A 26,981-nucleotide genomic window follows, 5' to 3' on the forward strand; every position below is an offset into this window, starting at 1 on the left:
AGCTTTATTTCCCTCTGAAATTGCTTTCTATAGAAAGAAGGAGTTTTAATGAGTGGTATTATAATAATTATAATTTCATTTCTAGGAGCCTTTATAATTACTGCCATTATTGGAGTAAGAGATATTCGTGGTATTTTACTGTTTGGTGCAGTGAATTCAATACTTGTATTAATGGGAACTCATTTTATAAGTGAAAAGAATTCAGCTGACAGTGACAGCTTCAGTGAGGGATCATCAGTTAGTTCCCGTAATTACATGGAAAACGGGGAACTTAAAATTTACTTTAAAAATATTTTAAATAATGCCATCAAATTAAACAACATCCTGCAGAATATTAAGTCATCAGCTGAAGAATGTGGAGCAGCAGCAGAAAATATTGCTTTGAGTACCCAAAGTATTGTTGAACAAAATGGCAGAACAGTTGGGAGTAAATGAAATTGATATAAGTGATACAGATGGAGTAATACGTTTCTCAAATGTGAAAGATGCACTGGATCTTAATTTGTATAAATTGATACTTGAAAATAAAAAACAGGATGTCAGGAAATATTTATTTGATGATAAAAATAATTATTATGTTACTCCGCTAGAAATTAGCACTCAGACTGGAGAACTGTTTAAATTTATGATTGTTCCGGATTATGAAAAGAAAATTATTTATCAGGTAGCTCTGTCCTATGAATCTTTGCTTAAATTATTGGATTGATTTAAAAAACTTCAGCTGTAGTTAAAAATCATGAAAAGGGGTAATAAATGATGTTGGATATTCTCATAAGAAATGGATTAATTGTAGATGGAACAGGTAATGCTGCCTATAATGCAGATATAGGTATTATAGATGATAAAATAGTAAGAATTGAAAAAAACCTATCCGTAGAAGCTGAAAAAATTATTGATGCTTCTGGATTAATAGTGTGCCCAGGTTTTATTGATGTCCACAGTCATAATGATCTGGTTACTTTTATGAGCGAAAAGATTCGGGGCTTAAAGCTGATGCAGGGAGTCACCACCGAGTTGGTTGGTCAATGTGGATTGGGAGTTATACCCTGTGTGAACGGTAAAGATGCTGGATGGAAGAACTACATTAAAGGGGTAGTGGGAAATCCGGATTTAAAGTGGAGTTTTCATGATCTTGATGAATATATGGATAGTATCGGTTCCAGGGGATTGAAAAATAATTATGCTATACTGATCTCCCATGGTGCTGTCAGAACAAGCGTAATGGGATTTAACAGCAAGATACCGGATGAAGAGCAGCTTCAGAAAATGTGTCATCTGGTAGATGATGCCATGAAAAAGGGTGCTTTTGGAATGTCTCTCGGGCTTCAGTATGTTCCTGGTATTTTTAGCTGTAAACATGAATTGACTGCTTTATGTAAAGTAGTGAAAAACTATGATGGAATTGTTATGGTCCATGTGAGAAATCATGACAATACCATGAAAAAAGCCTTAAACGAAATTATATCTGTAGCTCGGGAGTCAGGTGTAAGACTTCAGATTTCACATATGAGATCCTATAATTCTAAAGAACTTGGATGCAGTGCAGAATCACTTATTGAAATTGTAGAAGAGGCAGCTGAAAGAGGGGTGACTATTACCTTTGATGAACACCTTTATCTTTCAGGAAGTACTCTTATGACCCAGCTTCTACCGCCATGGATTACGGAAAAGGGAACCGGCGAACTCATTAGAATGTTAAAGGATGTTAAGTCACTGGACAGAGTTAAAAGGGAAATTGCAGACACTTCCATAAATTATACTGGCTGGGATAACTACAGTGCAATAGCAGGCTGGGATGGAATACTCATTACTTCCCTGAAAAAACCTGAAAATTTGAAGTATATAGGGAAAACCATAGGGGAAATCTCTAAAAGTCTAAGTATTCATCCGGTGGATTTTATGGCCGGACTTCTCATTGAAGAAAATACAGGAGTGGGAATAGTGACTCTAAATATATTTTCGGATGAAGATACTGTTGAACTTATAAAACACCCTCTCCAGATGGTGGGATCCGACAGTATACCTGCAGGAGTGCCTCATCCTCGCCTATATGGCAACTATCCTCTTTTTATAGGTAAATTTATAAGAGAAAAAAAAGCTGTTAGTCTTGAAAAAGGCATATATAAATCAACACTGTTCCCGGCAGCAACACTGGGCCTGGAAGACAGGGGACAGCTGGCTGTTGGGAAGACAGCGGATATTACTGTATTTGATTTTAATGAAATTTCGGGATATGAGGATTACAGCAATCCAAGGAAAGATCCTGTTGGAATAAAGCAGGTTGTATTAAATGGTAAAATTGCTGTGGAGAATGGAATTCCATGTAAGGAAGATTACGGAATAACCATCAGGCATCATTTTTAAAATAGTTAAAGAATAAATCTGATGTAAATGTTTTATTTAAATATTGACAAAATAAAGTTGATATTATAATATTAGATTAACTAGTTAATTAACAAACAAATGATGAGTAAGGGAAGCCTTTAAACACCTAAAATTAAAAATATAATAAATGGATGGGAGAGATTTAATATGGATTTAAATGCAAGCAAGGAAAAAATATTAGAACTGGCAAAAAAATACAAGCCTGAAATATCCAGGTTTTTAAGAGATATGGCTGCTATTCCAAGTGAAAGCTGTGGAGAAGAAAAGGTAATACTTAGAATAAAAGAGGAAATGGAAAAGGTAGGATTTGATAAAGTTGATATAGATCCTATGGGAAATGTGCTGGGATATATAGGACATGGAAAACATATTATTGCCATGGACGCCCATATAGATACAGTTGGTATAGGAGATAGAAACCTTTGGAATTACGATCCTTACGAAGGGTATGAAGATGATGAAATCATAGTGGGAAGAGGTGTATCCGATCAAGAGGGCGGAATGGCATCTATGGTTTATGCCGGAAAAATAATTAAGGATTTGGCACTGGAAGATGATTATACACTTATAGTAACAGGTACTGTCCAGGAAGAAGATTGTGACGGCCTGTGCTGGCAGTATATAATTAATGAAGACAAAATAAAACCTGAATTTGTTGTACTTACAGAGCCTTCCTCCACAAATATATATAGAGGTCACAGAGGAAGAATGGAGATAAAAGTTACTACACATGGGATAAGCTGTCATGGATCTGCACCAGAAAGAGGTGACAATGCAATATTTAAGATGGCTCCTATATTAAATGAACTGAAAGACCTGAATGAAAGACTTATTGATGATCCCTTCCTGGGTAAGGGCACTTTAACTGTATCTGAAATTTTCTTCTCGTCACCTTCAAGATGTGCTGTAGCAGATGGATGCACTGTTTCTATTGACAGAAGACTTACCAATGGTGAAACCTGGGAATATGCAATTGAGCAAATCAAGGAATTACCTTCCGTTAAAGCTGTAAAGGCAGATGTTGAAATGTATACTTATGAAAGACCTTCCTATACTGGATTAAAATATCCAACTGAGTGTTTCTTCCCTACATGGGTACTGCCTGAAGATGATAAAGTATGTCAGAATGCTGTAAGCTGTTATAGGGATTTATTCAAGAGTGAGCCAAAGGTAGACAAGTGGACATTCTCTACAAACGGAGTTTCAATAATGGGAAGATACAAAATACCATGCATTGGATTTGGACCGGGTCATGAAGATCAAGCTCATGCACCTAATGAGAAAACGTGGAAAGATGAACTTGTAAAATGTGCAGCAATGTATGCACTTATTCCAATATCTTATGTAAATAATTTTATTAATAAATAGAATTATAATTAGTACAGGGATAGCACATATTAATTTATAGATTAGATGAATCATTAAAAAAAGTATAATAAAATTTGTGGAGGAAATATATAATGGGATTTTGTAAATTAGTTATAGCATTGGGGGGAAATGCACTTCAGGAACCTGGAACTCCTGCAACGGCAGAGGCACAGCTGGAAGTGGTAAAAAAAACTTGTGAATATATTGCTGATATAAGCTGTAAGGGATATGAAACTGCAATAGTTCATGGAAACGGACCGCAGGTTGGAAGAATTCTCATGTCATCCGAAGCAGCAAAAGATGTTACACCATCTATGCCCTTTGATGTATGTGGTGCTATGAGCCAGGGTTATATAGGATATCATATACAACAAGCTTTGAGAAAAGCATTGGACAGGAGAAATAAGAAAGTGCCCGTAGTAACACTTATAACTCAGTCTGTAGTTGACAAAAATGATGATGCATTTAAAAACCCCTCTAAACCTATAGGACCTTTTTATACTAAAGAAGAAGCTGACAAGCTTAAGGATGAAAAAGGATATACAATGAAAGAAGATTCGGGAAGAGGTTGGAGAAGAGTTGTAGCTTCACCGGTTCCCAAAAGGATAGTAGAACTTCCTGCCATTAAGGTATTATGGGACTCCACTATATGTGTGGCAGCCGGCGGCGGCGGCATTCCTGTTGTTGAAAAAGAGGATGGATCACTGGAGGGTGTAGCAGCTGTTATAGACAAGGATCTTGCTGCTGAAAGGCTGGCTGAGGACATGAATGCGGATATTCTTATGATATTGACAGAAGTTGAAAAGGCAGCAATTAATTTCAACAAGCCAAATCAGATCAACCTGGCCCATATTACAGTGGCAGAAGCTGAAAAATATATGGAAGAAGGTCATTTTGCAGCAGGATCCATGCTTCCAAAAGTAAAAGCTGCCATAATGTTTGCAAAAGCAGATCCTTCCCACAAGGCAATAATTACTTCACTGTATAAGGCAGTAGATGCACTGGAGAATAAGACGGGAACCATTATTACCATGGATAAATAAAACACGCTTTTAAATGATACAGGTTTCATCAGATGAAAATTGCCCCGCAAATTTTACATATGATGAAACCCATTTTAATTCTTATAGTATTCCCTGGGAGAGAGCCTGAACATTTTTTTAAATGCCCTTAGAAAATTTGAATAGTCATTGAAGCCGGATTCCAAACAGGCATCTGTTATGCTTTTTCCCTTTTTTATCAGCAGATTTGACATGATGAGTCTTTTCTGCAGTATATAACTGTGAATTGTATAACCGGTTTGTTCCTTGAATTTATGCATCAGATAATATTTGCTCATGTAGAATTTTGAGGAAATATTATCCAGGGTTAAATTTTCCTTTAAATTTTCATTTATATAATTTAAAATATTGGTTATATTTTCATCACATTTGATATCAGACAATTCCTTTATATCTTTTTGACTTAAAAATAATCTGTTTGTATAAACCATGAACTGCATGAACAGGGAATCCGTAAGTACTTTATATCCCAGCTCTTTATTATCCAATGCAGTTTCCATGGCAAAGAGTAAATTTTTCATAATATTAAGATGACTGCTTTCCAGCCTAAGCAGGTTAAAATGCTGTTTTGATGCCAGCTCAAAGCAGCTTAATAAATTGCATTTATTATTGCGGCTTATTAAAAAATCAGGGTTTATCCAGAGAATCATCCGTTCATAAACCTCATCCGGGTTTATCAGGGCTTTATGTATATCATTGCTGCTTATCAGAAGTATATCCCAGGGCTTTAACTTGTAGGAGCTGCCTTCTATTAAATAAGTCACATCACCGGATATGAAAATTACTATTTTGTTAAAATCATGATAGTGAAATTGAAAATTAAGGGATATCTTATCTCTTAAATGAAATATTCTAAAGTCATTGTTAAGATAACCTTTCTTTATTTTTACAATTTTATTTTCACACATTGATTATTTCTCCCTATTTACACTATAATTATAGATTAAAGCATTTTTTACAATGTTTCAAGCAGTTTTAGCAGTAAAAACCGCAAAAAATTAATATATAATAAGATATAGACTAAACTTTAATTTTATAATATAAATAAGATTTGGGAGGTATTAATGTATGAAGGCATTTTTAAAAACCTATAGATTTTCCATCTTATTATTGGGTTCAATAATTTTAGGTGCTGTCATAGGTATTCTTGGTGGATCCAAAACTATAGTGTTAAAACCTTTTGGGGACTTATTTTTAAATCTGATGTTTATGATAATAATACCGCTGGTGTTTTTTAGTGTTGCTTCTGCTATAGCAAACATGAAGGGAATGAAAAGACTGGGCAGGATTATGGCAAGTACATTTCTTGTATTTTTATGTACTGCTCTTATAGCATCTGTAATTGGATTTATAGGTGCACTTATAGTAAATCCTGCTAAAGGCATAGATTATAGTATGCTGAAAAAGATTGTATCCACTGGCGGCAATACAGCACAGCAGGTTAAGCAGGGTGGAGTTTTGGAACAGCTTGTAAATACTGTTACTGTTTCGGATTTTGCATCTTTACTTTCCAAGAGCAATATGCTCCAGCTCATTGTGTTCTCAATACTTTTTGGAATTTCAACGGCCATGCTTGGAGAAAAGGCCGAACCTGTCACAAGGTTTTTGACGGCAGCATCAGAGGTCACCATGAAAATGGTAAAAATAGTAATGTACTATGCACCAATAGGTCTTGGATGCTATTTTGCTGCAGTTATAGGTTCTCTGGGACCTCAGATACTTCAGGGATATTTAAGGGTATTTATTCTCTATATAGTCATAACTGTTATTTACTATTTCGGATTTTTTACTATATATGCTTTTCTGGCAGGAGGGAAAAAAACCATCAATATATTCTGGAAAAATGCCATAACGCCTACTATAACAGCACTGGCTACATGCTCAAGTGCAGCCAGTATTCCAATCAATCTGGAATTTACGAAAAGGATGGGAGTCCCCCGGGATGTGGCTGAAACTGTAATTCCACTTGGTGCCAACATCCATAAAGATGGATCTGCCATTGGCGGAGTCATGAAGATCACATTTTTGTTCGGGCTCTTCGGAAAAGATATGACCAGTATTTCATCCATACTGTCTATAATTTTTGTGGCCTTTTTAGTGGGGGCTGTAATGGCTGCTATTCCCAGCGGCGGTATGATTGGTGAAATGCTCATATTGAGCGTGTATAATTTTCCACCTGAATTACTGCCCATAATTGCGGTTATAAGTGTTATAATAGATGCACCGGCTACTGTACTGAACTCTACTGGAAACACGGTATCCAGCATGATGATATCCAGGCTTGTGGAAGGAAAGCAGTGGTTCTTTAAAGCTTAAACTTCCCCGGGGTACTAATAAATTTACCCTTTGCCTCCCGGGTGGTGACAGATATGGCTGCTTCCCTGAGGCAATAACCTGGGGTAATAACTTGAAGGCAGGGACTGTATATGAATAAGAAACTATATTTTTGGGATTTTGTACTTTTATGGTGCGGTGCTTCAATATCCATAACTGAAATATTAACAGGCAAACTCATAGCATCTGCCGGTTTTGAAAAAGGATTACTGGCTGTTGTACTGGGAAATCTTGTAGGAACCATTATACTTGTACTTGTAGGGATAATTGGAACTCGTGAAAGAATATCTGGTATAGATTCTACCAGGTATTCTTTTGGTGTATACGGATCCTATGCTTTTTCAGTTTTAAATATACTTCAGCTTGTGGGCTGGCTGACCATAATGATAAAATATACGGCCCAATATATAAATGAAATAAGTACTATGCTGTGGTCTTTAAATAATATATTTTTATGGACTGTTATAACCAGTGTGCTGATTATAATATGGATAATCTGCGGCATAACCAACTATAAAGATGTAAATAATGTAACAGTTGTTGTTCTTTTTATATTAACTTTTATTTTAGCTTATGTTATGTTTAAATATAATAAAATGCCAGTCAGTGCCGGTGAGAGTAAAATTCAATTTGGAAGGGCATTTGAATTAGTTGTCATTATGCCATTATCCTGGGTATCAAAGATCTCCGACTACACAAAATTTTCTGTAAATACAAAACAGGGTATGTGGGGAAGCTTTACAGGATACATATCAGGAAGTTCACTTATGCTGATTATAGGACTTGGAGTAAGTTGTATATTTGGAAACATGGATATAATGGGGGCACTGTTCTCAAGAAATGCGGCACTTGTCACATTTGGAGTTATCATATTATCCACTATCACTACTGCATTTATGTATGCCTACTCTGCAGGTGTAACATTTGTGAACATGATACATGGATTTTCCAGAAAAACAATAAATGAAAAGACAATAGCTGTAATTATAACCATAATAGGAACTGCCATTTCTTTAATGTTCAATGTGAATAATTATGAGAACTTCCTCTATAGTATAGGCATTGTGTTTGCTCCGTCCTTTGCCGTATTGCTCACTGATTATTTTATAGTAAATGCTCATGTCAAAAAACAAACAAATATGCTTTCAAAGGCAGCAGCCTTTATAGTATGTGTTTTCGGCATGTTTGTATATTACATATTTATCAGAACAAACTTTATATTTGGTGCCACTGTACCAAGTATGGTAATAGTTTCAATAACTTATATTGGAGCTGTTAAACTGGTTAAACTTTTCCCGGGACACTAGGGATACTGGACTTTCCCTGAGGTGCCTATAGATATTGTAAGTTCCTCTGGTACGCTTATATATAATGGGAATACGCCGGATATGGCATCCAGCATTAAAATATATACGAGATATTATAGAAAGAAGGAGATAGTATGAGTTATAAGGTTTTGATCACTGAAGATATAGATAATGAGGGCAAAGAATATCTTGAAAAGTATGGTTATGAGATAAAAATGGCATCAGGTATCAGAGAAGATACACTTACAGGGGAAGTCAGGGATTGCGATGCAATATTGGTACGTATGGCCCGCATTACAGAAAATGTTATAAATTCTGCGCCTAAATTAAAAGTCATATCAAAATTTGGGGTAGGTGTGGATAACATAGATATTAAAGCTGCAGCTAAAAGGGGAATACAGATTACCAATTCTCCACAGTCAAATAAAAATTCAGTGGCTGAATATACCATGGGACTTATCATAGCCCTGGCTAAAAAGCTTTTTATATATGACAGGGAATTGAGAAATGGGAATTTTGATATAAGAAAAACTCTCGGATTGGATCTTGAGGGGAAGGTTCTTGGAATCGTGGGAATGGGCAGTATAGGTGAACTTGTTGCTTCCAAGGCCTCCGGAGGATTTGGAATGAAGGTTATAGGATTTAGGCGTCATATTGATTCAGTGAAAATGGAAGGTGTTCAACTTACGGACAATCTGGATTATGTTCTTGAAAACTCGGATTTTATAAGTTTAAATGTACCCTTGACGGATTCAACCAGAAATATTATAGGCAGGAGGGAAATTTCTCTCATGAAACCAGGAGCCTTTCTCATAAATACAGCCAGGGGAGAAGTGGTAGACAGGGATGCTCTCATTGATGCCCTGCTGCATAAAAAAATTGCAGGGGCTGCCATTGATGTGTTTAATGGCGAAACCCCGTCAAAAGACAATCCTCTTTTTAAACTTGACAATGTAATTGTAACACCTCATGCTGCAGCACACACCGAAGAAGCTGTAAAAAGGATGTCTCTTCATTCTGCCATTGGCATACATCAGGTTTTAAGCGGAGTAAAACCTTCCTGGCCCGTTCCTGTTTCTTCTATGTGCTGACAGATAGTGTAAGCGCCTCCGGGGCACCTGACATACAAATGGAAAACTAATGCCCATAACTGCTGTTATAAATGTTATAATAAATGCATGGATTTTTTCTCCGGGACAGCGGAAAATGGTGAACTGTGAATTGTGAACTGCGAACTGTGAATTGTGAATTGTGAACTGTGAATCATGAACTGTGAATTGTGAATTGTATAATAAGGAGGGTGTAAATTATGGCTGTAAGGGAAATATTATTATTGGGCAATAAAGATTTATACAAGACTTCCAGGGAGATTTCTGAAGATAATATGGATAAGGCAAAACAAATAGTGGGAGATTTGAAGGATACAATGCTGGATTTCAGAGAAAAGTATGGATTTGGCAGGGCTATAGCAGCACCTCAGATTAATGAGCTCTTTAGGATAATATACATGAATTTTGATGGCAAATCCATAGCTTTTATAAACCCTAAACTTGAGTTCTATGACAATGAGAAATTTAAAATGTGGGATGACTGCATGAGTTTCCCGGGTTTGGAGGTAGAGCTGTACAGATACAAAAAGTGCAGAATACATTACAGGGACTTGCAGTGGAAACATTGTGTAATGGAAGCTGAAGGTGACTTGTCAGAATTAATACAGCATGAATATGATCATCTGGATGGCATATTAGCTGTTCAAAGGGCAGTAGATAATAAGTCATTTAGAATAAATAAAGATAAGTCAGGGTGTTTTTAATATGGACTTGTATATTTCAGACTTAGATGGAACTTTGCTGAATTCAAAGCAGGTCATAAGCTGCAGCTCAGCTAAAATTATAAATGGACTTATAGCTTCTGGGATGAAATTTACTATTGCTACAGCCAGATCCTATGAAGCCTCAAAAAATATATTGAAACCCCTTGATTTAAAATTACCGGTGATTTTAAACAATGGAGTATTTGTATATGACCCTGTTTCAGATAAAAATATTGTTGAAAATTATCTGGATAGAAGTTCTGTGAAATTTATTCTGGATTATTATGAATCCAACAATATTTCCCCCTTTGTATCAGCTGTGGATTTAGAGGGAAATAAAAAAATATTTTACAGGGGAGCATCAAATCATGGACAGAAGGTATATGTAAATTCAAGAAGGATACAAAAGGACAAAAGACTGACTTTAGTGGATGATTTTTCATATGCCAAAGATTATAATATAATAAATATTTTTGCAATAGAAAAAAAGGGCTGCCTGGACAGTACTTATAGATTGTTTAAAGAAAGTCTGCATGCCAGCTGTCAATATACCGAAGAAATATATTCCAAAGGATTCTTCTGGCTGGAAGTTACAAATCCCCGGGGGAATAAAAGGCAGGCTGCTGAATTCCTAAAAAAATACCTGAAAATTGATAAGCTGATTTGTTTTGGAGACAATTTGAATGATGAACCTCTTTTTAAAATTGCTCAGGAAAAATATGCGGTAGAAAATGCATATGCACAGTTGAAAAATCTAGCTACGGAGATTATTGGCTCAAATGATGAGGACGGGGTAGCCCAATTCCTTAAAAATCATAATCCATTAAAAAATAATAGACAGCGGCAATAACAGTCACTGTCTATGGTTTTAACTTTATCTCAAGGTAGTATAAGAAATTTTTTTACCTTCTCTGCAGCAGACTTTTATTTTATCTTTATCTATAGTAGTATTTAATTCTACAGGGTATTTCCAAAGATCATAAATGTGTTTCAGAGTTTCTTCCGTGTAAGCTGAATTTAATTCTCTTCCTTCGTAAAGATGATTAAGTACAAGGGTACCATCTTTTTTTGATATCTGATCAACTGTGATATTCGGTATCATGTTGGCACCACAGGTATTGCACAAGGTGTTTCTGATCTCAGTCCATCCGCTGTCATCGGAAATTTCTTTTACAACATAATCATTATTCTTCTTTACATATTGAAATAGATTCATTTCACTGCATAAATCTTCGGTTAAATATCTTCTGATAAAGGATTCATCTCTCTCCATGGATCTTACCTGGAATATTTTATCCGATCCATATCTTTTCTCCAGATCCTGAAACATCTTAAAGCCAAGGTAATATGGATTTATTGTACCCATAAGAGGGGAAATAACATCGTTGTGCCTTTTAATAAACTCCAGGTGAAGGGAAGGCGGAAGGTCCAGCTGATTTAAAATTTTATAGTGCCAGTAACTTGCCCATCCTTCATTCATGATTTTTGTTTCAACCTGTGGTATGAAATATTGGGATTCCCTTCTCACCACGTTTAAAATATTTTTCTGCCACTCTTCCAGTTCACCATGATTTATAATAAAGGCCATAATATCCTCTTTGGATTCCTCTTCCGTTTTTCCCATACCAATGGTTCTATTGAATTGAAACCTTATAGCATGAGCTGCGTTTAAAATTTTTTCAACTTCCTCATATCCTATACTTGGATCATTTACGTATTCCCTTACCATATCCGCATGGTTTTTAAACATTTCAATAGTATAGGCCGCCCTGGTTCCTTCCTTGAACAATCTGTTGTTTTTAAAGAAATCATTATGTCCATATACGTGAGCCATAGTGAGAATCTGAAGCAGCAGTGTATTGTCTTTCATTAAATAGGCAAGACACGGACTTGAGTTTATTACCATCTCGTAAGGAAGTCCTGAAATATTGTATTTGTACAGTGAGTCTGCCTTATCATAGGATTTACCAAAGCTCCAGTGAGGATATCTTGAGGGCATTCCTAAATATGCTTCATAACCTATCATATCCTTGTAATCTACAATTTCAAACTCTTGAGGGTAAAAATCAAGACCTAATTTTTTAGCATCATTTTCTATAATATCACACCAGTTTTTTAAATCCGTATTTGTATATTCCAGGGAAATCACCTTCCTTCCAAATCTTTTTGTAATATTTCTCTAAGGGATTTCCATAGATCTTGTTTTTCATTAATAGTGACTACAGTAAAATTACTTTTACTGATTCCACTTTCAAAAATTTCTTTTATATTGCTGCCGTAGGAACTGGGCATAATTTCAGCATAGCTGAAAAGATTACATATCTCACACAATTCCCTGCCGCACTTTAAAGCCCTTTCATTGTCCTCGCTCCAGTTGTCACCATCACTTACATAGAATGTATAAACATTCCAATAAGCAGGATTATAGTTTTCTTCAATTACTTCCAGGGCTTTTTGCAGTCCGCTTGATATATAAGTTCCCCCGGATTCCACCTTGTGGAAGAACTCATTTTCCGTAACCACTTTGGCAGCAGTGGAGTGTGCAATAAACTTTACTTCCACAGTGCTGTACTTCATTTTTACGAACTGATATAAAACGAAGAAAAAGGATCTTGCTAAAAATTTTCTTGTACTGTCCATGGAACCTGAAGTATCCATTACACAAATAACGGCGGCATTTAATTCCCGTTTTGGCTTCTTTTTTACCCTGAAATATCTCAAATCATCCTGTTTAAAGGGAACTCTTGATCTCATGTCCTTATATTGCTGAATTTGATTTTCAGATAATAATTCATCCTTTGTTAATTCATCTTCTGCTTCTTTTAAATCCCTTTTTATATTTTGCTGTCTCTTGAGCTTTTCAACAACAGTTCTTTTTTTAGCAAGTCTCGGGTTTATTCCATTCTTTTGATAACCTGTTTTTTTAAGTGAATTCTTTGACAGTAAATCGGAAAATTTTTTCTTGTCCATTAAAGGCAGTTCCAGATCCTCCAGAAGATAATTTATAAGATCTTCCAGGGTGATTTCAGTTTCATATATATCTTCTCCTTCTTCATTTCCGGCACCTTTGTTGCCGGTACCTTTTTTGTTTCCAGGGGATTTTCCGATTTTGTCTCCTCTTTTTTGTGAACCGTTGCCGCTTCCAATACCGGAATTATTATCTCCATATATAAACTGATATTCTTTAATACCTTTTATGGGAATCTTGATTTTTTTGTTCTTATTTTGTCCTATAATGCTTTCCTCCGATATTATATCCGCCAGATTATCTTTAATTGATTTTTCCACCAATTGTCTATGACGCCGTCTATCTTCTAAGGATCTATCATGATGTCCGCCAGCATCAGAATCTCTGAAAATAGCCATAAAATCAATCCTTCCACAAATTGTTGGAGGCATATTTCAAAATTACATCACAGCAGTGATCACAATATCCATTTGCTTTCATTTCAGCTACCATGGAATTGTATTTTTCATTCTGATCCTTGTCCCTTACTTTGGATTTGGTTATAATTCTGGACAGCTCTTTTACAGATGTAGTGAGCTTTTTTTCAATAGCTTCTTTAAGAGGCTCATAAGAAGTATAGGCAATTTTTCCGCCGTTTCGTATAATATAAAACATATAGGATGTAACGTCTGTCCTAAATCCTTTTGCAGAGCTTTCTGAAATACCAATGTGTTCCTCTATGGATCTCATAAACACTTCATCTGGCTCCAATTCCTCGCCGGTAGATCCATCTTTGATTTTATTTTTATTTACATAAGCTTCAGCATGATCCAGGTAATTGTCAAACAGACTCTCTGCCTGTTCTTTAAAACTGTGAATAAATGCCTTGGTCACTTCTTTTTCAAGTATTTTGTTGTATTCTTTCCTAATAGAGTCTTTTAAAAATGTCAGATATCTTTTTTTATCATCTTCAGCTATATCCAGATCTTTTACTGCTTTTATCAAGCTTTCCATTACACTTAGCGGATTAATGCAATTATATTCTGAATTGGAAAGTGCATCATCCAGGGCTTTTATAATAAATCTTGTGGAAATTCCAGTCATGCCTTCCCGCATGCCGGCTTCTTCCTTCAATTCCGAAAAGTCAATTTTTTTGGTGCTTCCTTTTTCCACTATATCTTCACCGTTATAGATTTTTAATTTTGTTATAGGATCCACCTTATTGGAAGGGGAAAGCCTTGAAAGAATTGCAAATGTTGCTGCGATTTCAATAGTGTGTGGGGCTATATGTGCATTAAACTGACTTTTACCCAGTATCTTTTTATATATTTTAACTTCTTCATTTAATTCCATGCAGTATGGAACCTCAATTTTTACTATTCTATCCAGTATTGCCTCGTTGGTATGATCGGATTTAAACTTGTTCCACTCTGATTCATTGGAATGGGCTAGAATAATTCCATCAAAATAAATCATTGAGCCCTTTCCTGGAGATGGAACAGATTTTTCCTGGGTAGCTGTGATAATGGTATGAAGGTATTCCACGTCATTCTTAAAAACTTCTATAAATTCCACCAGGCCCCTATTTCCCACATTGAATGCACCATTCAATGAAAATATTCTGGGATCATCCTCAGGATACATATCCATCTTTGATATATCAATGGAACCTGTAAGAACTGATGTGTCCTGATTGTTTGGATCAACCGGAGGTACTACCCCGATACCCTTTCTTGAACGAATGGAAAAGTCATTAGTTACCACAGGAAATCTTTCATATTCTCCCTTATATTCATGTTTTAACCTGTATTTGCAGACGGGACATAGATCTCCTTCAATTTCTACACCTAAAATTTTTTCAAAATCATGCTTAAGATGATTTGGTATCAGGTGAAGCGGTTCTTCTCTCATAGGGCAGCCTTTTAGAGCGTAGATGGGTTCAGAAGTTTCCAGTGCCTTTTTAATTGATTCCACCAGAGACGATTTACCTGCTCCCACAGGACCTACTAAGTAAAGCACCTGCCGTGACTCTTCACCATTCATTGCTGCAGAATGAAAGTAATTAACAAGTTTCATTATTACTTTATCAATTCCAAAAAAATCATCCTTAAAGAAATTATACTTCTTGATTGATTCATTGCCGTATAGTTTTTTAATTCTTGGATTTTCTTCAGGTTTTAACACCTTGTAGCCTTTGTTCATTATGATATTGTACATTCTTTTGTGTGCTAATTTTACCAATTGGGGATTGTCTTTTACGATTTGTAAATATTCCAGAAAAGTACCTTCAAACTCCTGCTTTTTTCTAACTTCTCTATCCTTTTCAATTATTTCTTTAAAATCCATGGTCACCTCTCCTCTTTAATTTATATCTACATACTACGCAAGATGAATAGTTATTATGTATATTAAAATCTTAAGGAATATTAAAAAGGAGTATATTTAAATTTTAGAGTATAAAAGTGTAAATCATTAATGTGATAAAGTATTGTTTATTGCATATTATATTGCTTTACTGAAGTTTTGTCAATGATGCTGCAGGGGCAAATAATTACCCCTGCAGCAGTTATCTGAAACTATTTTCAGCTAACAATAAACTAAAATATTTTAGTGTTTCGATAATTTCATCTGCTTTATTTGGGTCTATATTTCTTATGCTGTATGATATACATTGGGAAATAAAAGCTTTCTTTATTCCTATTATATCATTGTTCTTTTTAAAGTCTTCAGAAATAGACAGCTTTACAATTCTTCTATTATTCTTGGGAATTTCTCTGATCACTATGCCCTGATTAACCAGGCGGTTCACTATGCCTGATACGGTGCTTTTTGTCAGCATCAGATGATTGCTCAATTCATTAAGGGTTATGCCGGGCATTTTATATACGTGGAATATAACTGCAAGCTGGGGTGCCGTAAAGCCGTACTGTTTTGCAAATTCCTGAAATTTGCATTTAAGAACACTGCTTATATTTTTAAAAATCTTGATTATCTCATCTGACTGTTTTGCTATTAATTCTTCATTCTGCTGTAATGGATCCTCCTTCATTTTTTTTCAACTCCCTTTTATTATTTACCTTTTTAGGAATTCTTTTATCTTTCATCATCAAGATCAATATTACAGCAAAAATCACTATAATGGAAGTTACAGCAAGAGCGTATGCCATAGCATCTACAGTGGCTTGTCCTTGAATCATTTTAGTCAGTGAAGATAGTGCCGAGATTTTAGCTGTTCCCTGTGATTGACCATCATACATATATGTTTTTGTCAGTATATTTACAGTACTGTTGGAGGCAGTATTGTAAACATTTATCTGTTCAGACAGCTTTAGATAATTGTAATTGGTTTTTCCCTGTATAATCATGGACATTATAGTTATGCTCACAGAACCCATTATCTGCCTTATGGTGTTGGAAAGGGCAGAAGCTTTTCCTATTAGGTTTCCAGGTACAACATTCATTCCTGCAGTATTAATTGGCATCATGGCAAGTCCAATACCAACGGATCTTATGCATAGGGCAATTATCACTGCTGATTTTGAGGAATTCATGTTGATTAAAGTTGAAAGATAATAAGAGCTTATGCCTAATACTGCAACGCCGGGCACTGCAATTGGCTTTGCACCAAATTTATCAAATAAATTTCCGCTTATGGGCATTAAAATTCCCATTACCAGGGCAGCAGGCAGCATTACAAGGCCTGTGTCCATTGACGTATAACCTTTTATATTTTGCAGGAACAGGGGCAGTACATATACTCCTCCCATAAGTGCCAGTGTCAATACGGAAGTTATGATTTGACTGATACTAAAATCAAATAGTTTAAAAATACGCAGATCCAGCAGGGGATTGGGATGGGTGAGTTCATTCACCACAAACAGCACCAGACTTAAACATCCCAGGGTAAGAAGCATGGGGTATCTAATTTCCCCCCAGTCAATGGAAACCCATTCACCCAGTACGTATAATATACTAACTATGCCTATGGTAGAGGATAAAAAACCTATTATATCAAAGGATTTAAAAGCCATTTTTTTTGAGTCCTTCAATAAAATAGCAGCAAGCACTACCCCTATAATACCGAAGGGAACATTTATATTGAAAATAAGCCTCCAGTCCATTTTTTCAATAATATACCCGCCTAGGGTGGGGCCTATGGAAGGTGCTGCCATAGAGGCTATTCCCCAGATCCCAAGAGCCAGACCTATCTTTTCCCTGGGAAATAGTTCATATATTATGGTCATTCCCACGGGCATTATCATGCCTCCGCCAATGGCTTGAATAATACGGAAACATATCATTGAAGTATTATTCCAGGCGAATCCGCACAACATGGATCCCAGGGTGAACATTGACAATGCGAACATATATATTTTTTTAGAACCAAAGATGTCCTGCAGATATCCGGTTAGGGGTATAATTGCCCCCAGGGCCAGGGTATATGCTGTAAGTATCCATTTTGAATCATCCATGGATACTCCAAAAACAGCCATCATTTTGGGAATGGCAATATTTACTATACTACTGTCCAGTATTGACATAAAGGTACCTATTACTACGACAATTAATGCCAGCCAGCTGTAAATGAGTTCATTATTCTTTTCTTCCATTATACATCACCTCATTACTTGATGTGAATCTTTACAACAGCATTGGTACCTGGAAGTATCTTATTATTGAATTTGTCAAGTGAAATTTTTATGGGTATTCTCTGTACTACCTTTGTAAAAGTACCGCTGGTGGTGGATGGAATGATTGACAGTGCAGATTGAGCTGCCTCTCCCACGGATTTAATTTTACCTGTAAATTTTTTTGAACCATATTCATCTATTGTAATGGTCACCGGCTGCCCGATTTTTATTCTTCCAAGTTTGGTCTCCTCTATGTTGGCAGTTATGTAAAGCTTGTTTGGATCTATAACCGTAGCCAGGGTCTGACCTGGAGACCAGATTTCACCTACAGTTCCCTGTTTTTTGATTATAATACCGCTTATAGGAGATCTTATAAGGGATTCGTCTACACCTGAATCCGGAATATTTGTCATTTCCTGACGGGCCAGTATCTGATTTTTTACAACGCTGTCTCCTTCATCTATATCGAGCTCCAACAATTTCCCGCTGATCTGTGGAGTTACATTTACTAAATCAGCATCTACCCTTGCGTCATCCGTTGAAACATAATAGGTATTTTCATACCAATAATAAAGTCCTATACTTCCAAGGGCAGCTATAATGACTATTAGTATAGATATAATTAATCCTTTCCGTTTTCCTTTCATATTTAAAAGTACCTTCTTTCCTTATTTTTTTAACCCGATTTCTGCAAACATCCCGGGCTTCAGCTGTGGATCTTTATCAGTTAGAGTTACCTTCACCAGGATATCCCTGCTCTCAGAACTCAAATTTGAGTTTATAACAGTTATTTTACCTTTAAATTCTTTATCCGGTATTTCAGACACTTTTACAATAACATCTTGTCCCTCTTTAAGCTGGCTTACAATATCAAGAGGAGCATAGGCATTTACATATAAGTTGCCGGAATTTATTATGGAAAGAAGGGTTACACCGGGAGCCACCATGTCACCTACATTGATATTTCTTGCGTTTACTGTTCCGGAAATGGGTGAAGTTATAATAGAATTGCTGAGAGCTGTCTGTGCGGTTTTCAGGGTAGTTTCAGCCTGATTTACTTGAGCCTTGTAAACATCTATACTGGATTGGGTAGGACCATTATTCAGCATATCCAGCTGCTCCTGGGCAGTCTTATATTGTGCATCTGCAGCGGAAAGCTGCTGTTGTGCAGAATCCAGCTCCTGTTCAGTGGATGCCCCTGCGTTCACTAAAGACTGTATACGATCATAATTTTTTTTAACTGTCTGATAACTTTGAGCTGCATTGTTTACAGCAGTCTGAGCCTCTGCTATTTGTTCCGGTCGTGTGCTGTTCTGGGCATTTGTCAAATTTGCATTTGCAGTATTCACAGCTGCCTGAGCCTGGTCCACCTGTCCCTGCAGATCTTTTGTATCCAGTTTAATGACAATATCTCCTTCACTTACCTTTGAACCTAAGTCAACGGATATTTCAGAAACCTTTGCAGAGATCTTTGATGTTATGTCCGCCTGTTCGTTTGTTGCGATTTTCCCGCCCATGAGAAATTGGTCATTGGCATTTGTCTGAATTTTTTTATTGCTGGAATTGCTTGTACTATTAGTAGAAGAACATCCGCTTAAGAGCATTAGTGCAGTTAGACAAAATAAAATAAATCTTTTCATTTTTACCTCCTTGTAAATATAGTTCGTACAGATATAGTTTGTATAGATATAGTTTGCATGGAAACTATATCTATTATATTACTAATTATTTTCATGTTCAAGCATATTATGACAGTTATTTTTAGTATGATAACTGTGTTTTGGCAAAGGTTTTTAAAATATATGGATAATATGATCCGGGGGACTTGACATGAATTCATATTTTAATTAAAATTAACTAAACAAAGTTTTTGAGTAGGAAATACACTTTAAATTGGTCCCGTGAGGCCAGAAAGAGGTATATTGTGGATAAAATTTTTATTATATTAAAAAAAATAAATAATTGTAGGAAATACGGCAATAAAAAAATTGTTTTCAAAAAAATTTTTTTATTGCCTTTTTTGCTTTCTGCAATAAATAAGTGTATTTTTGCTTGTAAAAATACAGGAGGTAATTTATGAAAGCAAAACTTATATTGGAAAACGGCAATACGTTTCAGGGAGAAGCTTTTGGATATTTGAAGGATAGTATAGGGGAGGTTGTGTTTAACACTGGAATGACAGGTTATGGAGAAATACTTACAGATCCGTCATATTATGGTCAGATAGTAACCATGACCTATCCCCTTATAGGAAATTATGGAGTTGATCTAGGTGATCTGGAATCGGATCTGCCCAAAGTAAAAGGTCTTATTGTAAGGGAAATATGTAATTATTCCAGCAATTTCAAGTCGGAAATGGAACTGGATGACTACCTTAAGATAAACAAGATTATAGGACTTTCCGGAATTGACACCAGGGAGCTTACAAAAGTACTCAGATCCAGGGGTACCATGAAGGGAATCATAACTGAAGAAAATTTGGATTTTGATACTGTAAAAAATACAATTGGATCATTTTCCAATAAAAATGCAGTATCTGAAGTAAGCACCAGGGAAAAATATACAGTGGGAAGCGGCAGGAAAAGTATAGCAGTTCTGGATTTTGGCATTAAAAAGAGCATGATAAAGGCATTTGTAGACAGGCAATGTTGTGTGACGGTATTTCCAGCAGGGACTAAAGCAGAGGATGTGCTGGAAATTGATCCGGATTTGATATTTTTATCAAATGGTCCGGGAGATCCTGGTGATTTGGACTATGAAATAGAAAATATAAAAAAGCTTATAGGCAAGAAACCCATTGTGGGCATATGTCTTGGGCATCAGCTTTTGGCATTGGCCATGGGAGGAACTACGGCAAAACTTAAATTTGGACACAGGGGATGTAATCATCCTGTGAAAGATCTGATAAATGGTAAAGTCAGAATAACATCTCAAAACCATGGATATTATGTAAATAAATTACCTGAAGGTATGGAAGTGACCCATGTAAGCTTAAATGACGGAACCATAGAGGGAATGAAACATAAGAGATTCCCTATATTTTCCGTACAATTTCATCCGGAAGCATGCCCGGGACCGGAGGACAACAGCTATATATTTGATGAATTTATAAAATATGCACTTTAATCAGCTAAAAGTTAATAATGAAGAGTTAATAGTTAATAGTGAGTGAAGAGTTGGTGGAGATTTTCGGCAGAGGCTGAAAATCAACTGAATTTAGAATCTGATACAATTTGTTAAGTTAAAAATCAACCATAACTGCCCATTGAGAACTATCAATTGCGAACTGTGAACTGCAAATTGTGCATTGTCAACTGTGCATTGTGAATTGTGCATTGTCAATTGTAAATTAAAAGGAGGGGCCTTATGCCTTTAAATAAAGATATTAAAAAAGTACTTGTAATAGGATCTGGACCAATAATCATAGGACAGGCAGCTGAATTCGATTATTCTGGAACCCAGGCTTGTGAATCCCTGAGAGAAGAAGGAGTGGAGGTAATACTTGTAAACAGCAATCCTGCTACTATAATGACGGACAGGGAAGTGGCGGACAAAGTTTATATAGAACCGCTTACAGTGGAATTTGTGGAAAAAATCATAGAAAAGGAAGGACCTGACAGCCTTTTGGCCAGTATGGGAGGACAGACAGCTTTGAATCTTGCATTGAAACTGCATGAAAGTGGCATACTTAAAAAATATAATGTGAATATAATAGGTACATCTATAGAATCCATAAAAAAAGGTGAAGACAGGGAATTGTTTAAAGAAACAATGAATAAGATAAACCAGCCTGTAGTGGAAAGTGAAATCATAACTGACGTGGAAAGCGGAAAAAAATTTGCAGCCAGAATAGGATATCCGGTAATAGTCAGGCCTGCCTATACCCTTGGCGGCACCGGCGGGGGAATAGCATATACTGAAGAAGAGCTTGAAACCATACTTGAATCGGGACTTGAACTCAGTTCCATAGGACAGATACTTCTGGAAAGAAGTATAAAAGGATGGAAGGAAATAGAGTATGAGGTAATGAGGGACAGTTCGGGGAACTGTATAACTGTGTGTAATATGGAAAATGTAGATCCCGTTGGAATTCACACCGGTGACAGCATAGTAGTGGCTCCCAGCCAGACATTGTCTGATAAGGAATATCAGATGCTCAGGACTGCTTCAATTGAAATAATAAATGAAGTGGAAATAGAAGGCGGGTGTAATGTACAACTGGCGTTGAATCCTGATTCTCTCCAGTATGCAGTTATAGAAATAAACCCCAGGGTCAGCCGTTCATCCGCTCTTGCTTCCAAGGCTACAGGGTATCCTATTGCGAAAGTGGCAGCCAAAATAGCCCTGGGGTATGATCTGGATGAAATAAAAAATGCAGTTACTGAAAAGACCTATGCATGTTTTGAGCCTTCCCTGGACTACGTGGTAATAAAGATTCCAAAATGGCCTTTTGACAAGTTTGAAAATGCCAAAAGAGAACTTGGTACAAAAATGATGGCTACAGGTGAAATAATGGCCATAGGCAGTAATTTTGAAGCTGCTTTCCTGAAGGGTGTAAGATCCCTTGAACTGGGTGCTTATTCACTGGATTATAAAAAGTTTAAGTCATTTACCATAGAAGAGCTCAAGGACAGGATAAGATATCCTGACGACCAGAGAATATTTGCACTGGCAGAACTTTTAAGGCGAAAATACAAAATGGAAAAACTGGCTGAAATCACTGGCATGGATAAATTTTTCATACACAAGTTCAAGTGGATAATAAATGAAGAGGAAAAATTAAAATCCAGCAGTATAGACAATCTGGATAAGCACTGGCTTGAAATACTTAAAAGGAAGGGATTCTCGGACAAGGGAATGGCAGATATGCTTAAAGTTTCTCCGGACGAAATCTACAGGCTGAGAAGGATATGGAACATAACACCCTCCTATAAAATGGTGGATACTTGTGCAGGTGAATTTGAAGCCCTTTCGCCTTATTATTATTCTACTTATGAAAAATATGATGAAGTTCAGGTCTCATCCAATAAAAAAGTTGTTGTAATAGGTTCAGGTCCAATTAGAATAGGCCAGGGTATAGAATTTGACTATGCTTCCGTACACTGTATAAAAATGCTGGGAAAACTCAATATAGAAACTATTATAATAAACAACAACCCTGAAACTGTAAGTACTGACTTTGATATTTCAGATAAACTCTACTTCGAGCCCATAACGGAAGAAGACGTGCTCAGTATATTGGACAAAGAAAAACCCTATGGAGTCATACTTCAATTTGGGGGAGAAACTGCTATAAAACTGGCAGAATTTTTAAAGGAAAAGGGAATAGTCACATTGGGTACAACGGCGGATCAGATTGACATGGCGGAAGACAGGGAAAAATTTGATTCACTGCTGCAAAGGCTGGATATTCAGAGACCAAAGGGAAAAGGTGTATGGTCTGTGGAAGAGGGAATGCAGGAAGCAGAAAGACTGAAATTCCCGGTACTTGTAAGGCCCTCTTATGTGCTGGGAGGACAGGGCATGGAAATAACTTATGATGAAGATGAGCTCACTTATTATCTGTCCATGGCTTTTCAAAAGGACAGGAAAAATCCCATATTGATAGACAAATATCTTATGGGAAGAGAAATAGAAGTAGATGCCATATGTGATGGTGAGGATGTACTTGTGCCTGGAATTATGGAGCATCTGGAAAGAGCAGGGGTGCATTCCGGAGACAGCATAACCATGTATCCCAGTCAAAATATAAGTGATGACATGAAGAAAAAGATACTGGATTATACTGTAAAATTGGCTTTGGGTATAGGTATAAAAGGTATGATAAACATACAATTTATAGAATATGATAAAAATCTCTATGTAATAGAAGTGAATCCCAGAGCTTCAAGGACAGTTCCATATATAAGCAAGGTCAGCGGGGTTCCAATAGTTGATATTGCCACCAGGGTAATGCTGGGGGAAAAGCTTAAGGATATGGAATATGGAGTTGGAATTTCAAGAGAACCTCATATAGTGGCTGTGAAAGTTCCTGTATTCTCCACACAAAAACTTCCCAATGTGGAAGTTTCCCTGGGACCTGAGATGAGATCCACCGGTGAAGTATTGGGAGTGTCAACTACGCTTTCAGGAGCACTTTATAAAGGATTCATAGCAGCAGATATGTTTTCCAATATGAAAAATCAGGTTATACTTGCTACCATAGGAGATCATGATAAAAATGAATTTCTGCCTATAGCAGAGAAAATTCATAAATTGGGTATTAAATTTATAGCTACTAAAAATACGGCAAAGCTTTTGAGAGATAATCATATTGAAGTTAAAGAAGTCAGAAAGATGAACCAAGAAAGACCTAATATAATAGATGTTATAAAGAATGAAGAAGTGGATTTAGTTATAAATACTCCTACAAAAGGAAATGATTCAACAAGGGATGGGTTTCATATAAGAAGAGCAGCTGTAGAGAGGAATATAGAGGTTATAACTTCTCTGGACACTTTTAGGGCCATGATTAATATAATGGTAAAAAATATGGATAATATAAACCTGGAGGTTTTTTCCGAAAGTGACTATTAGATCAATTTTATATAATTTAGGAGGTTTTTATTGTGAACGCAGTAAAAGAAGGAAAAGCAGATGATATAAAGAAGCTGGTACAAAAGTATTATTCTGAAGTAGTGGAATTGAGAAGGTATTTTCATATCCATCCGGAACTCAGTAAAAAAGAATTTAACACTCAAAAGAAGATTATTGAAGTATTGAGCACTTTAAAAGAACTGAATGTGAGAAAAGCCGGTGGAACTGGTGTTATTGCAGATTTAAAAGGTAAAAAATCCGGTACCGGCAGGACTGGGACTATAGCAATTCGTGCTGATATGGATGCCCTGGCTATAGATGACGAGTGCGATAAACCATACAAGTCCCAGAACAAGGGCGCATGTCATGCCTGTGGACATGATGGACATATGGCCATGCTGCTGGGAGTTGTAAAAATTTTATATGAAATCCGTGATGAAATTCATGGCAGTATAAGATTTATATTTCAGCCAAGTGAAGAAGAGGTGGCTGATGGTTCAGGAGCAGATGCCATTATAAAAGACGGGGGACTGGATGGCGTAGATGCCATTATAGGAGCTCATCTGTGGCAGCCTGTTAAAATGGGAACTGTAGGAATATCAGCCGGTCCTATGATGGGGGCAAGTGATGAATTTGAAATAAGCATTCAGGGAAAAGCAGGACATGCCTCAATGCCTCAGCAGGCAGTGGATTCCATATTAACTGCTTCTGAAATAGTAGTTGCATTGAATACAATTGTTGGAAGAGATATAGATCCAATGAAACAGGCAGTCGTATCTGTAGGTGTCTTTAATTCAGGCCGTGTTTACAATGCCATAGCAGGGGAGGCCATATTGAAGGGAACTATCAGGACTCTGGATGAAGAAGTGCGCAAACAGGTTTTTATACACATCAAAAAAATTGTGGAGCATATAAGTGAAATGACAGGGGCTCATTGCAGGATTAAAAAGAATACATGCACTTATGTAGTTGACAATGATCCTAAAGTTGCCAGTATTGTTTTGGAAGCAGGCAGGGAAATGGTGGGACATAAGGCTCATCCTATACCTCCCTTTATGAGCAGTGAGGACTTTTCCTATTACTTACAAAAGATACCGGGATGTTTCATATTTGTAGGTGTGGGCAACCATGCAAAAGGAATTATCTATCCGCAGCATCATCCCAAATATGATATAGATGAAGATGCCATGGTTTATGGCATGGAAGTCATGAGCAATGCAGCTTTAAAATTGCTGGAAAAATTTTGAACGGGGTCAGACCCCCTGACAAAAAATGTCAGGGGGTCTGACCCCGTACCAAAATTTGGAATAACCTCAGGAAAGTTAAAAGATGGCCTTAAAAATTGATCTTAAAAGATGACCTTGAATGTGGATCCTTCACCTAAAGTACTGGATACGCTTATGTCTCCGTTATGTTCTTCAACTATTGATTTACCAATGGAAAGTCCCAGGCCGAAATTACCGCTGTTGCTCCTGGACCTGGATTTATCCACTTTGTAAAATCTCTCAAAGATTTTTTCTAAATGCTCCGGAGCTATTCCCTCTCCTGTATCCGTTACTGTTATCTCAATCCTGCTTTTTATTTTATACAAGCTTATTTCAATGGATTTTTCAGCAGGAGTATGTTTTATGGCATTGTGAATTAAAATTGCCATAAGCTGTTTGATACGCCCTTCATTTCCTGAAAAAGTTATTCCGGGATCAATATGAGAGGTCAGGTGTATTCCATGTTTTATTGCAACTGCCTCAAAAGGTATTATGGATTGGGCAACTGCAGCACTAAGATCAAAATTGGAAAAGGTCAGTGCTTTTTGTGGGGAATCGGATCTGGCAAGAAACAGGAGATCTTCTATGAGTTTAGTCATTCTACTTGTCTCCAATTTAATATTTCCAAGCCATTTATTCTGACTTTCTATAGTTTCACTGCTGTTTCCCAGAACTATATCCAAATTTGTAGTTATAACTGCCAGGGGCGTACGTAATTCGTGAGAAGCATCTGCCACAAATGCCTGCTGTTTTTGCCATGCATTTATAATTGGCCTCAGGGATATGTTGGCAAGAAACAGGCTTATGATAAATACCATCACCAGGCTTATTACACATATGGTCACTGATATGATGATTAAACGATGCAATACCTCATTGTCGGGGGATTTATCAAGAAAAACTATTATAAAGCCATAACTTTTAGGAACCTTGATATATCTAAGATCAAAGTTTCCGTAGGTTATATTGCCTTTTTCCTTTTTATTTTTAAAAGCTTTTTTCAGTATATCTGCAGAAGCTTTATTGGATAAATTATAATTATTGGACACTTCTAATATATTATCTGACCTATCCACCTTTATAAAGAAACTCTCCGAGGAAGTCATATTTTTATTTGGCGGCTGAATAGGGGGGATGTTTTCCATTTCAGCTGTCTTCATCATGTGAATATAGGAAGAATGGTCAAAACTTTTGTCCATCAATATGTATATTCCTGAAAATATGGTGATGAGCACCAGGCTTGTAAGTATCAAATTGATTAAAACCAGTTCCATTTTTAATTTTTTAAACATGA

At 36.5% G+C, this 26,981-nt stretch carries 22 protein-coding genes; 13 read left to right on the forward strand and 9 right to left on the reverse strand.

Going from position 1 to position 26,981, the window contains the following annotated elements; all coding sequences use genetic code 11:
• The first annotated feature begins 48 nt into the window (after positions 1 to 48).
• The 5 genes from ACYUJ6_RS02325 (at position 49) to arcC (ending at position 4,796) form a co-directional block, all read left to right on the forward strand.
• The gene (locus ACYUJ6_RS02325; protein WP_461844272.1) at positions 49 to 435 is read left to right on the forward strand and encodes a hypothetical protein; all 387 of its coding nucleotides are present in this window, start codon (positions 49 to 51) and stop codon (positions 433 to 435) included.
• Positions 410 to 706: a hypothetical protein gene (locus ACYUJ6_RS02330; RefSeq protein ID WP_461844273.1), complete on the forward strand. Its 297-nt coding sequence runs from the start codon at positions 410 to 412 to the stop codon at positions 704 to 706. Before ACYUJ6_RS02325 ends, ACYUJ6_RS02330 begins: the two co-directional genes overlap by 26 nt.
• A 47-nt stretch (positions 707 to 753) precedes the next feature.
• Positions 754 to 2,364 (forward strand): N-acyl-D-amino-acid deacylase family protein, encoded by a 1,611-nt coding sequence (locus ACYUJ6_RS02335; protein WP_461844274.1) that lies wholly within the window; start codon positions 754 to 756, stop codon positions 2,362 to 2,364.
• A gap of 168 nt (positions 2,365 to 2,532) precedes the next feature.
• Positions 2,533 to 3,753, forward strand: coding sequence for a YgeY family selenium metabolism-linked hydrolase (locus ACYUJ6_RS02340; protein WP_461844275.1), 1,221 nt, complete (start codon positions 2,533 to 2,535; stop codon positions 3,751 to 3,753).
• A 92-nt stretch (positions 3,754 to 3,845) separates the two neighbouring features.
• Positions 3,846 to 4,796, forward strand: a complete 951-nt coding sequence (gene arcC, locus ACYUJ6_RS02345) for a carbamate kinase (RefSeq protein ID WP_461844276.1) — start codon at positions 3,846 to 3,848, stop codon at positions 4,794 to 4,796.
• Positions 4,797 to 4,870: 74 nt separating this feature from the next.
• Here arcC and ACYUJ6_RS02350 read toward each other — a convergent pair whose 3' ends face one another.
• Positions 4,871 to 5,722 (reverse strand): AraC family transcriptional regulator, encoded by an 852-nt coding sequence (locus tag ACYUJ6_RS02350; protein WP_461844277.1) that lies wholly within the window; start codon positions 5,720 to 5,722, stop codon positions 4,871 to 4,873.
• 160 nt (positions 5,723 to 5,882) lie between these two features.
• Between ACYUJ6_RS02350 and ACYUJ6_RS02355 the strand changes: the two genes are divergently transcribed.
• The 5 genes from ACYUJ6_RS02355 to ACYUJ6_RS02375 all read left to right on the forward strand — a co-directional run bounded on the left by ACYUJ6_RS02355 (position 5,883) and on the right by ACYUJ6_RS02375 (position 11,118).
• Positions 5,883 to 7,130, forward strand: coding sequence for a dicarboxylate/amino acid:cation symporter (locus tag ACYUJ6_RS02355; RefSeq protein ID WP_461844278.1), 1,248 nt, complete (start codon positions 5,883 to 5,885; stop codon positions 7,128 to 7,130).
• Positions 7,131 to 7,240: 110 nt separating this feature from the next.
• Positions 7,241 to 8,455: a cytosine permease gene (locus tag ACYUJ6_RS02360; protein WP_461844279.1), complete on the forward strand. Its 1,215-nt coding sequence runs from the start codon at positions 7,241 to 7,243 to the stop codon at positions 8,453 to 8,455.
• Between the two features lie 134 nt (positions 8,456 to 8,589).
• The gene (locus ACYUJ6_RS02365; RefSeq protein WP_461844280.1) at positions 8,590 to 9,546 is read left to right on the forward strand and encodes a hydroxyacid dehydrogenase; all 957 of its coding nucleotides are present in this window, start codon (positions 8,590 to 8,592) and stop codon (positions 9,544 to 9,546) included.
• Between the two features lie 218 nt (positions 9,547 to 9,764).
• Entirely contained in the window at positions 9,765 to 10,268 is a 504-nt protein-coding gene (locus ACYUJ6_RS02370; RefSeq protein WP_461844281.1) for a peptide deformylase, read from the forward strand.
• Between the two features lies 1 nt (position 10,269).
• Entirely contained in the window at positions 10,270 to 11,118 is an 849-nt protein-coding gene (locus ACYUJ6_RS02375) for an HAD family hydrolase (protein ID WP_461844282.1), read from the forward strand.
• Positions 11,119 to 11,142: 24 nt separating this feature from the next.
• On the opposite strand, the gene ACYUJ6_RS02380 is transcribed toward ACYUJ6_RS02375, so the two are convergent.
• From ACYUJ6_RS02380 to ACYUJ6_RS02410, 7 genes are all read right to left on the reverse strand, one after another.
• Positions 11,143 to 12,408, reverse strand: coding sequence for a SpoVR family protein (locus ACYUJ6_RS02380; protein WP_461845415.1), 1,266 nt, complete (start codon positions 12,406 to 12,408; stop codon positions 11,143 to 11,145).
• Positions 12,409 to 12,413: 5 nt separating this feature from the next.
• On the reverse strand, positions 12,414 to 13,634 hold the full coding sequence (gene yhbH, locus ACYUJ6_RS02385) for a sporulation protein YhbH (RefSeq protein WP_461844283.1): 1,221 nt from the start codon (positions 13,632 to 13,634) through the stop codon (positions 12,414 to 12,416).
• Positions 13,635 to 13,638: 4 nt separating this feature from the next.
• On the reverse strand, positions 13,639 to 15,561 hold the full coding sequence (locus ACYUJ6_RS02390) for a PrkA family serine protein kinase (RefSeq protein ID WP_461844284.1): 1,923 nt from the start codon (positions 15,559 to 15,561) through the stop codon (positions 13,639 to 13,641).
• A gap of 220 nt (positions 15,562 to 15,781) precedes the next feature.
• Positions 15,782 to 16,264, reverse strand: coding sequence for a MarR family winged helix-turn-helix transcriptional regulator (locus tag ACYUJ6_RS02395; protein ID WP_461844285.1), 483 nt, complete (start codon positions 16,262 to 16,264; stop codon positions 15,782 to 15,784).
• A complete protein-coding gene (locus ACYUJ6_RS02400) occupies positions 16,236 to 17,825 on the reverse strand; it encodes a DHA2 family efflux MFS transporter permease subunit (RefSeq protein ID WP_461844286.1) in 1,590 nt (529 codons plus the stop codon). The genes ACYUJ6_RS02395 and ACYUJ6_RS02400 overlap by 29 nt, the downstream gene beginning before the upstream one ends.
• Positions 17,826 to 17,839: 14 nt before the next feature.
• Positions 17,840 to 18,493, reverse strand: a complete 654-nt coding sequence (locus ACYUJ6_RS02405) for an HlyD family secretion protein (protein ID WP_461844287.1) — start codon at positions 18,491 to 18,493, stop codon at positions 17,840 to 17,842.
• Positions 18,494 to 18,514: 21 nt separating this feature from the next.
• Positions 18,515 to 19,486: an HlyD family secretion protein gene (locus ACYUJ6_RS02410; protein WP_461844288.1), complete on the reverse strand. Its 972-nt coding sequence runs from the start codon at positions 19,484 to 19,486 to the stop codon at positions 18,515 to 18,517.
• Between the two features lie 436 nt (positions 19,487 to 19,922).
• On the opposite strand from ACYUJ6_RS02410, the gene ACYUJ6_RS02415 reads away from it, so the two are divergent.
• The 3 genes from ACYUJ6_RS02415 to ACYUJ6_RS02425 all read left to right on the forward strand — a co-directional run bounded on the left by ACYUJ6_RS02415 (position 19,923) and on the right by ACYUJ6_RS02425 (position 25,669).
• Positions 19,923 to 20,972 (forward strand): carbamoyl phosphate synthase small subunit, encoded by a 1,050-nt coding sequence (locus ACYUJ6_RS02415; RefSeq protein ID WP_461844289.1) that lies wholly within the window; start codon positions 19,923 to 19,925, stop codon positions 20,970 to 20,972.
• Between the two features lie 240 nt (positions 20,973 to 21,212).
• Complete coding sequence (gene carB, locus ACYUJ6_RS02420; protein WP_461844290.1) at positions 21,213 to 24,422, forward strand: carbamoyl-phosphate synthase large subunit; 3,210 nt, start codon at positions 21,213 to 21,215, stop codon at positions 24,420 to 24,422.
• Between the two features lie 32 nt (positions 24,423 to 24,454).
• On the forward strand, positions 24,455 to 25,669 hold the full coding sequence (locus ACYUJ6_RS02425; protein ID WP_461844291.1) for a M20 metallopeptidase family protein: 1,215 nt from the start codon (positions 24,455 to 24,457) through the stop codon (positions 25,667 to 25,669).
• Between the two features lie 101 nt (positions 25,670 to 25,770).
• On the opposite strand, the gene ACYUJ6_RS02430 is transcribed toward ACYUJ6_RS02425, so the two are convergent.
• Positions 25,771 to 26,979 carry a sensor histidine kinase gene (locus tag ACYUJ6_RS02430; RefSeq protein ID WP_461844292.1) on the reverse strand — a complete coding sequence of 403 codons (1,209 nt, stop codon included), beginning with the start codon at positions 26,977 to 26,979 and terminating at the stop codon, positions 25,771 to 25,773.
• Positions 26,980 to 26,981: the final 2 nt, after the last annotated feature.

Source organism: Clostridium sp. JNZ X4-2 (assembly GCF_054889485.1).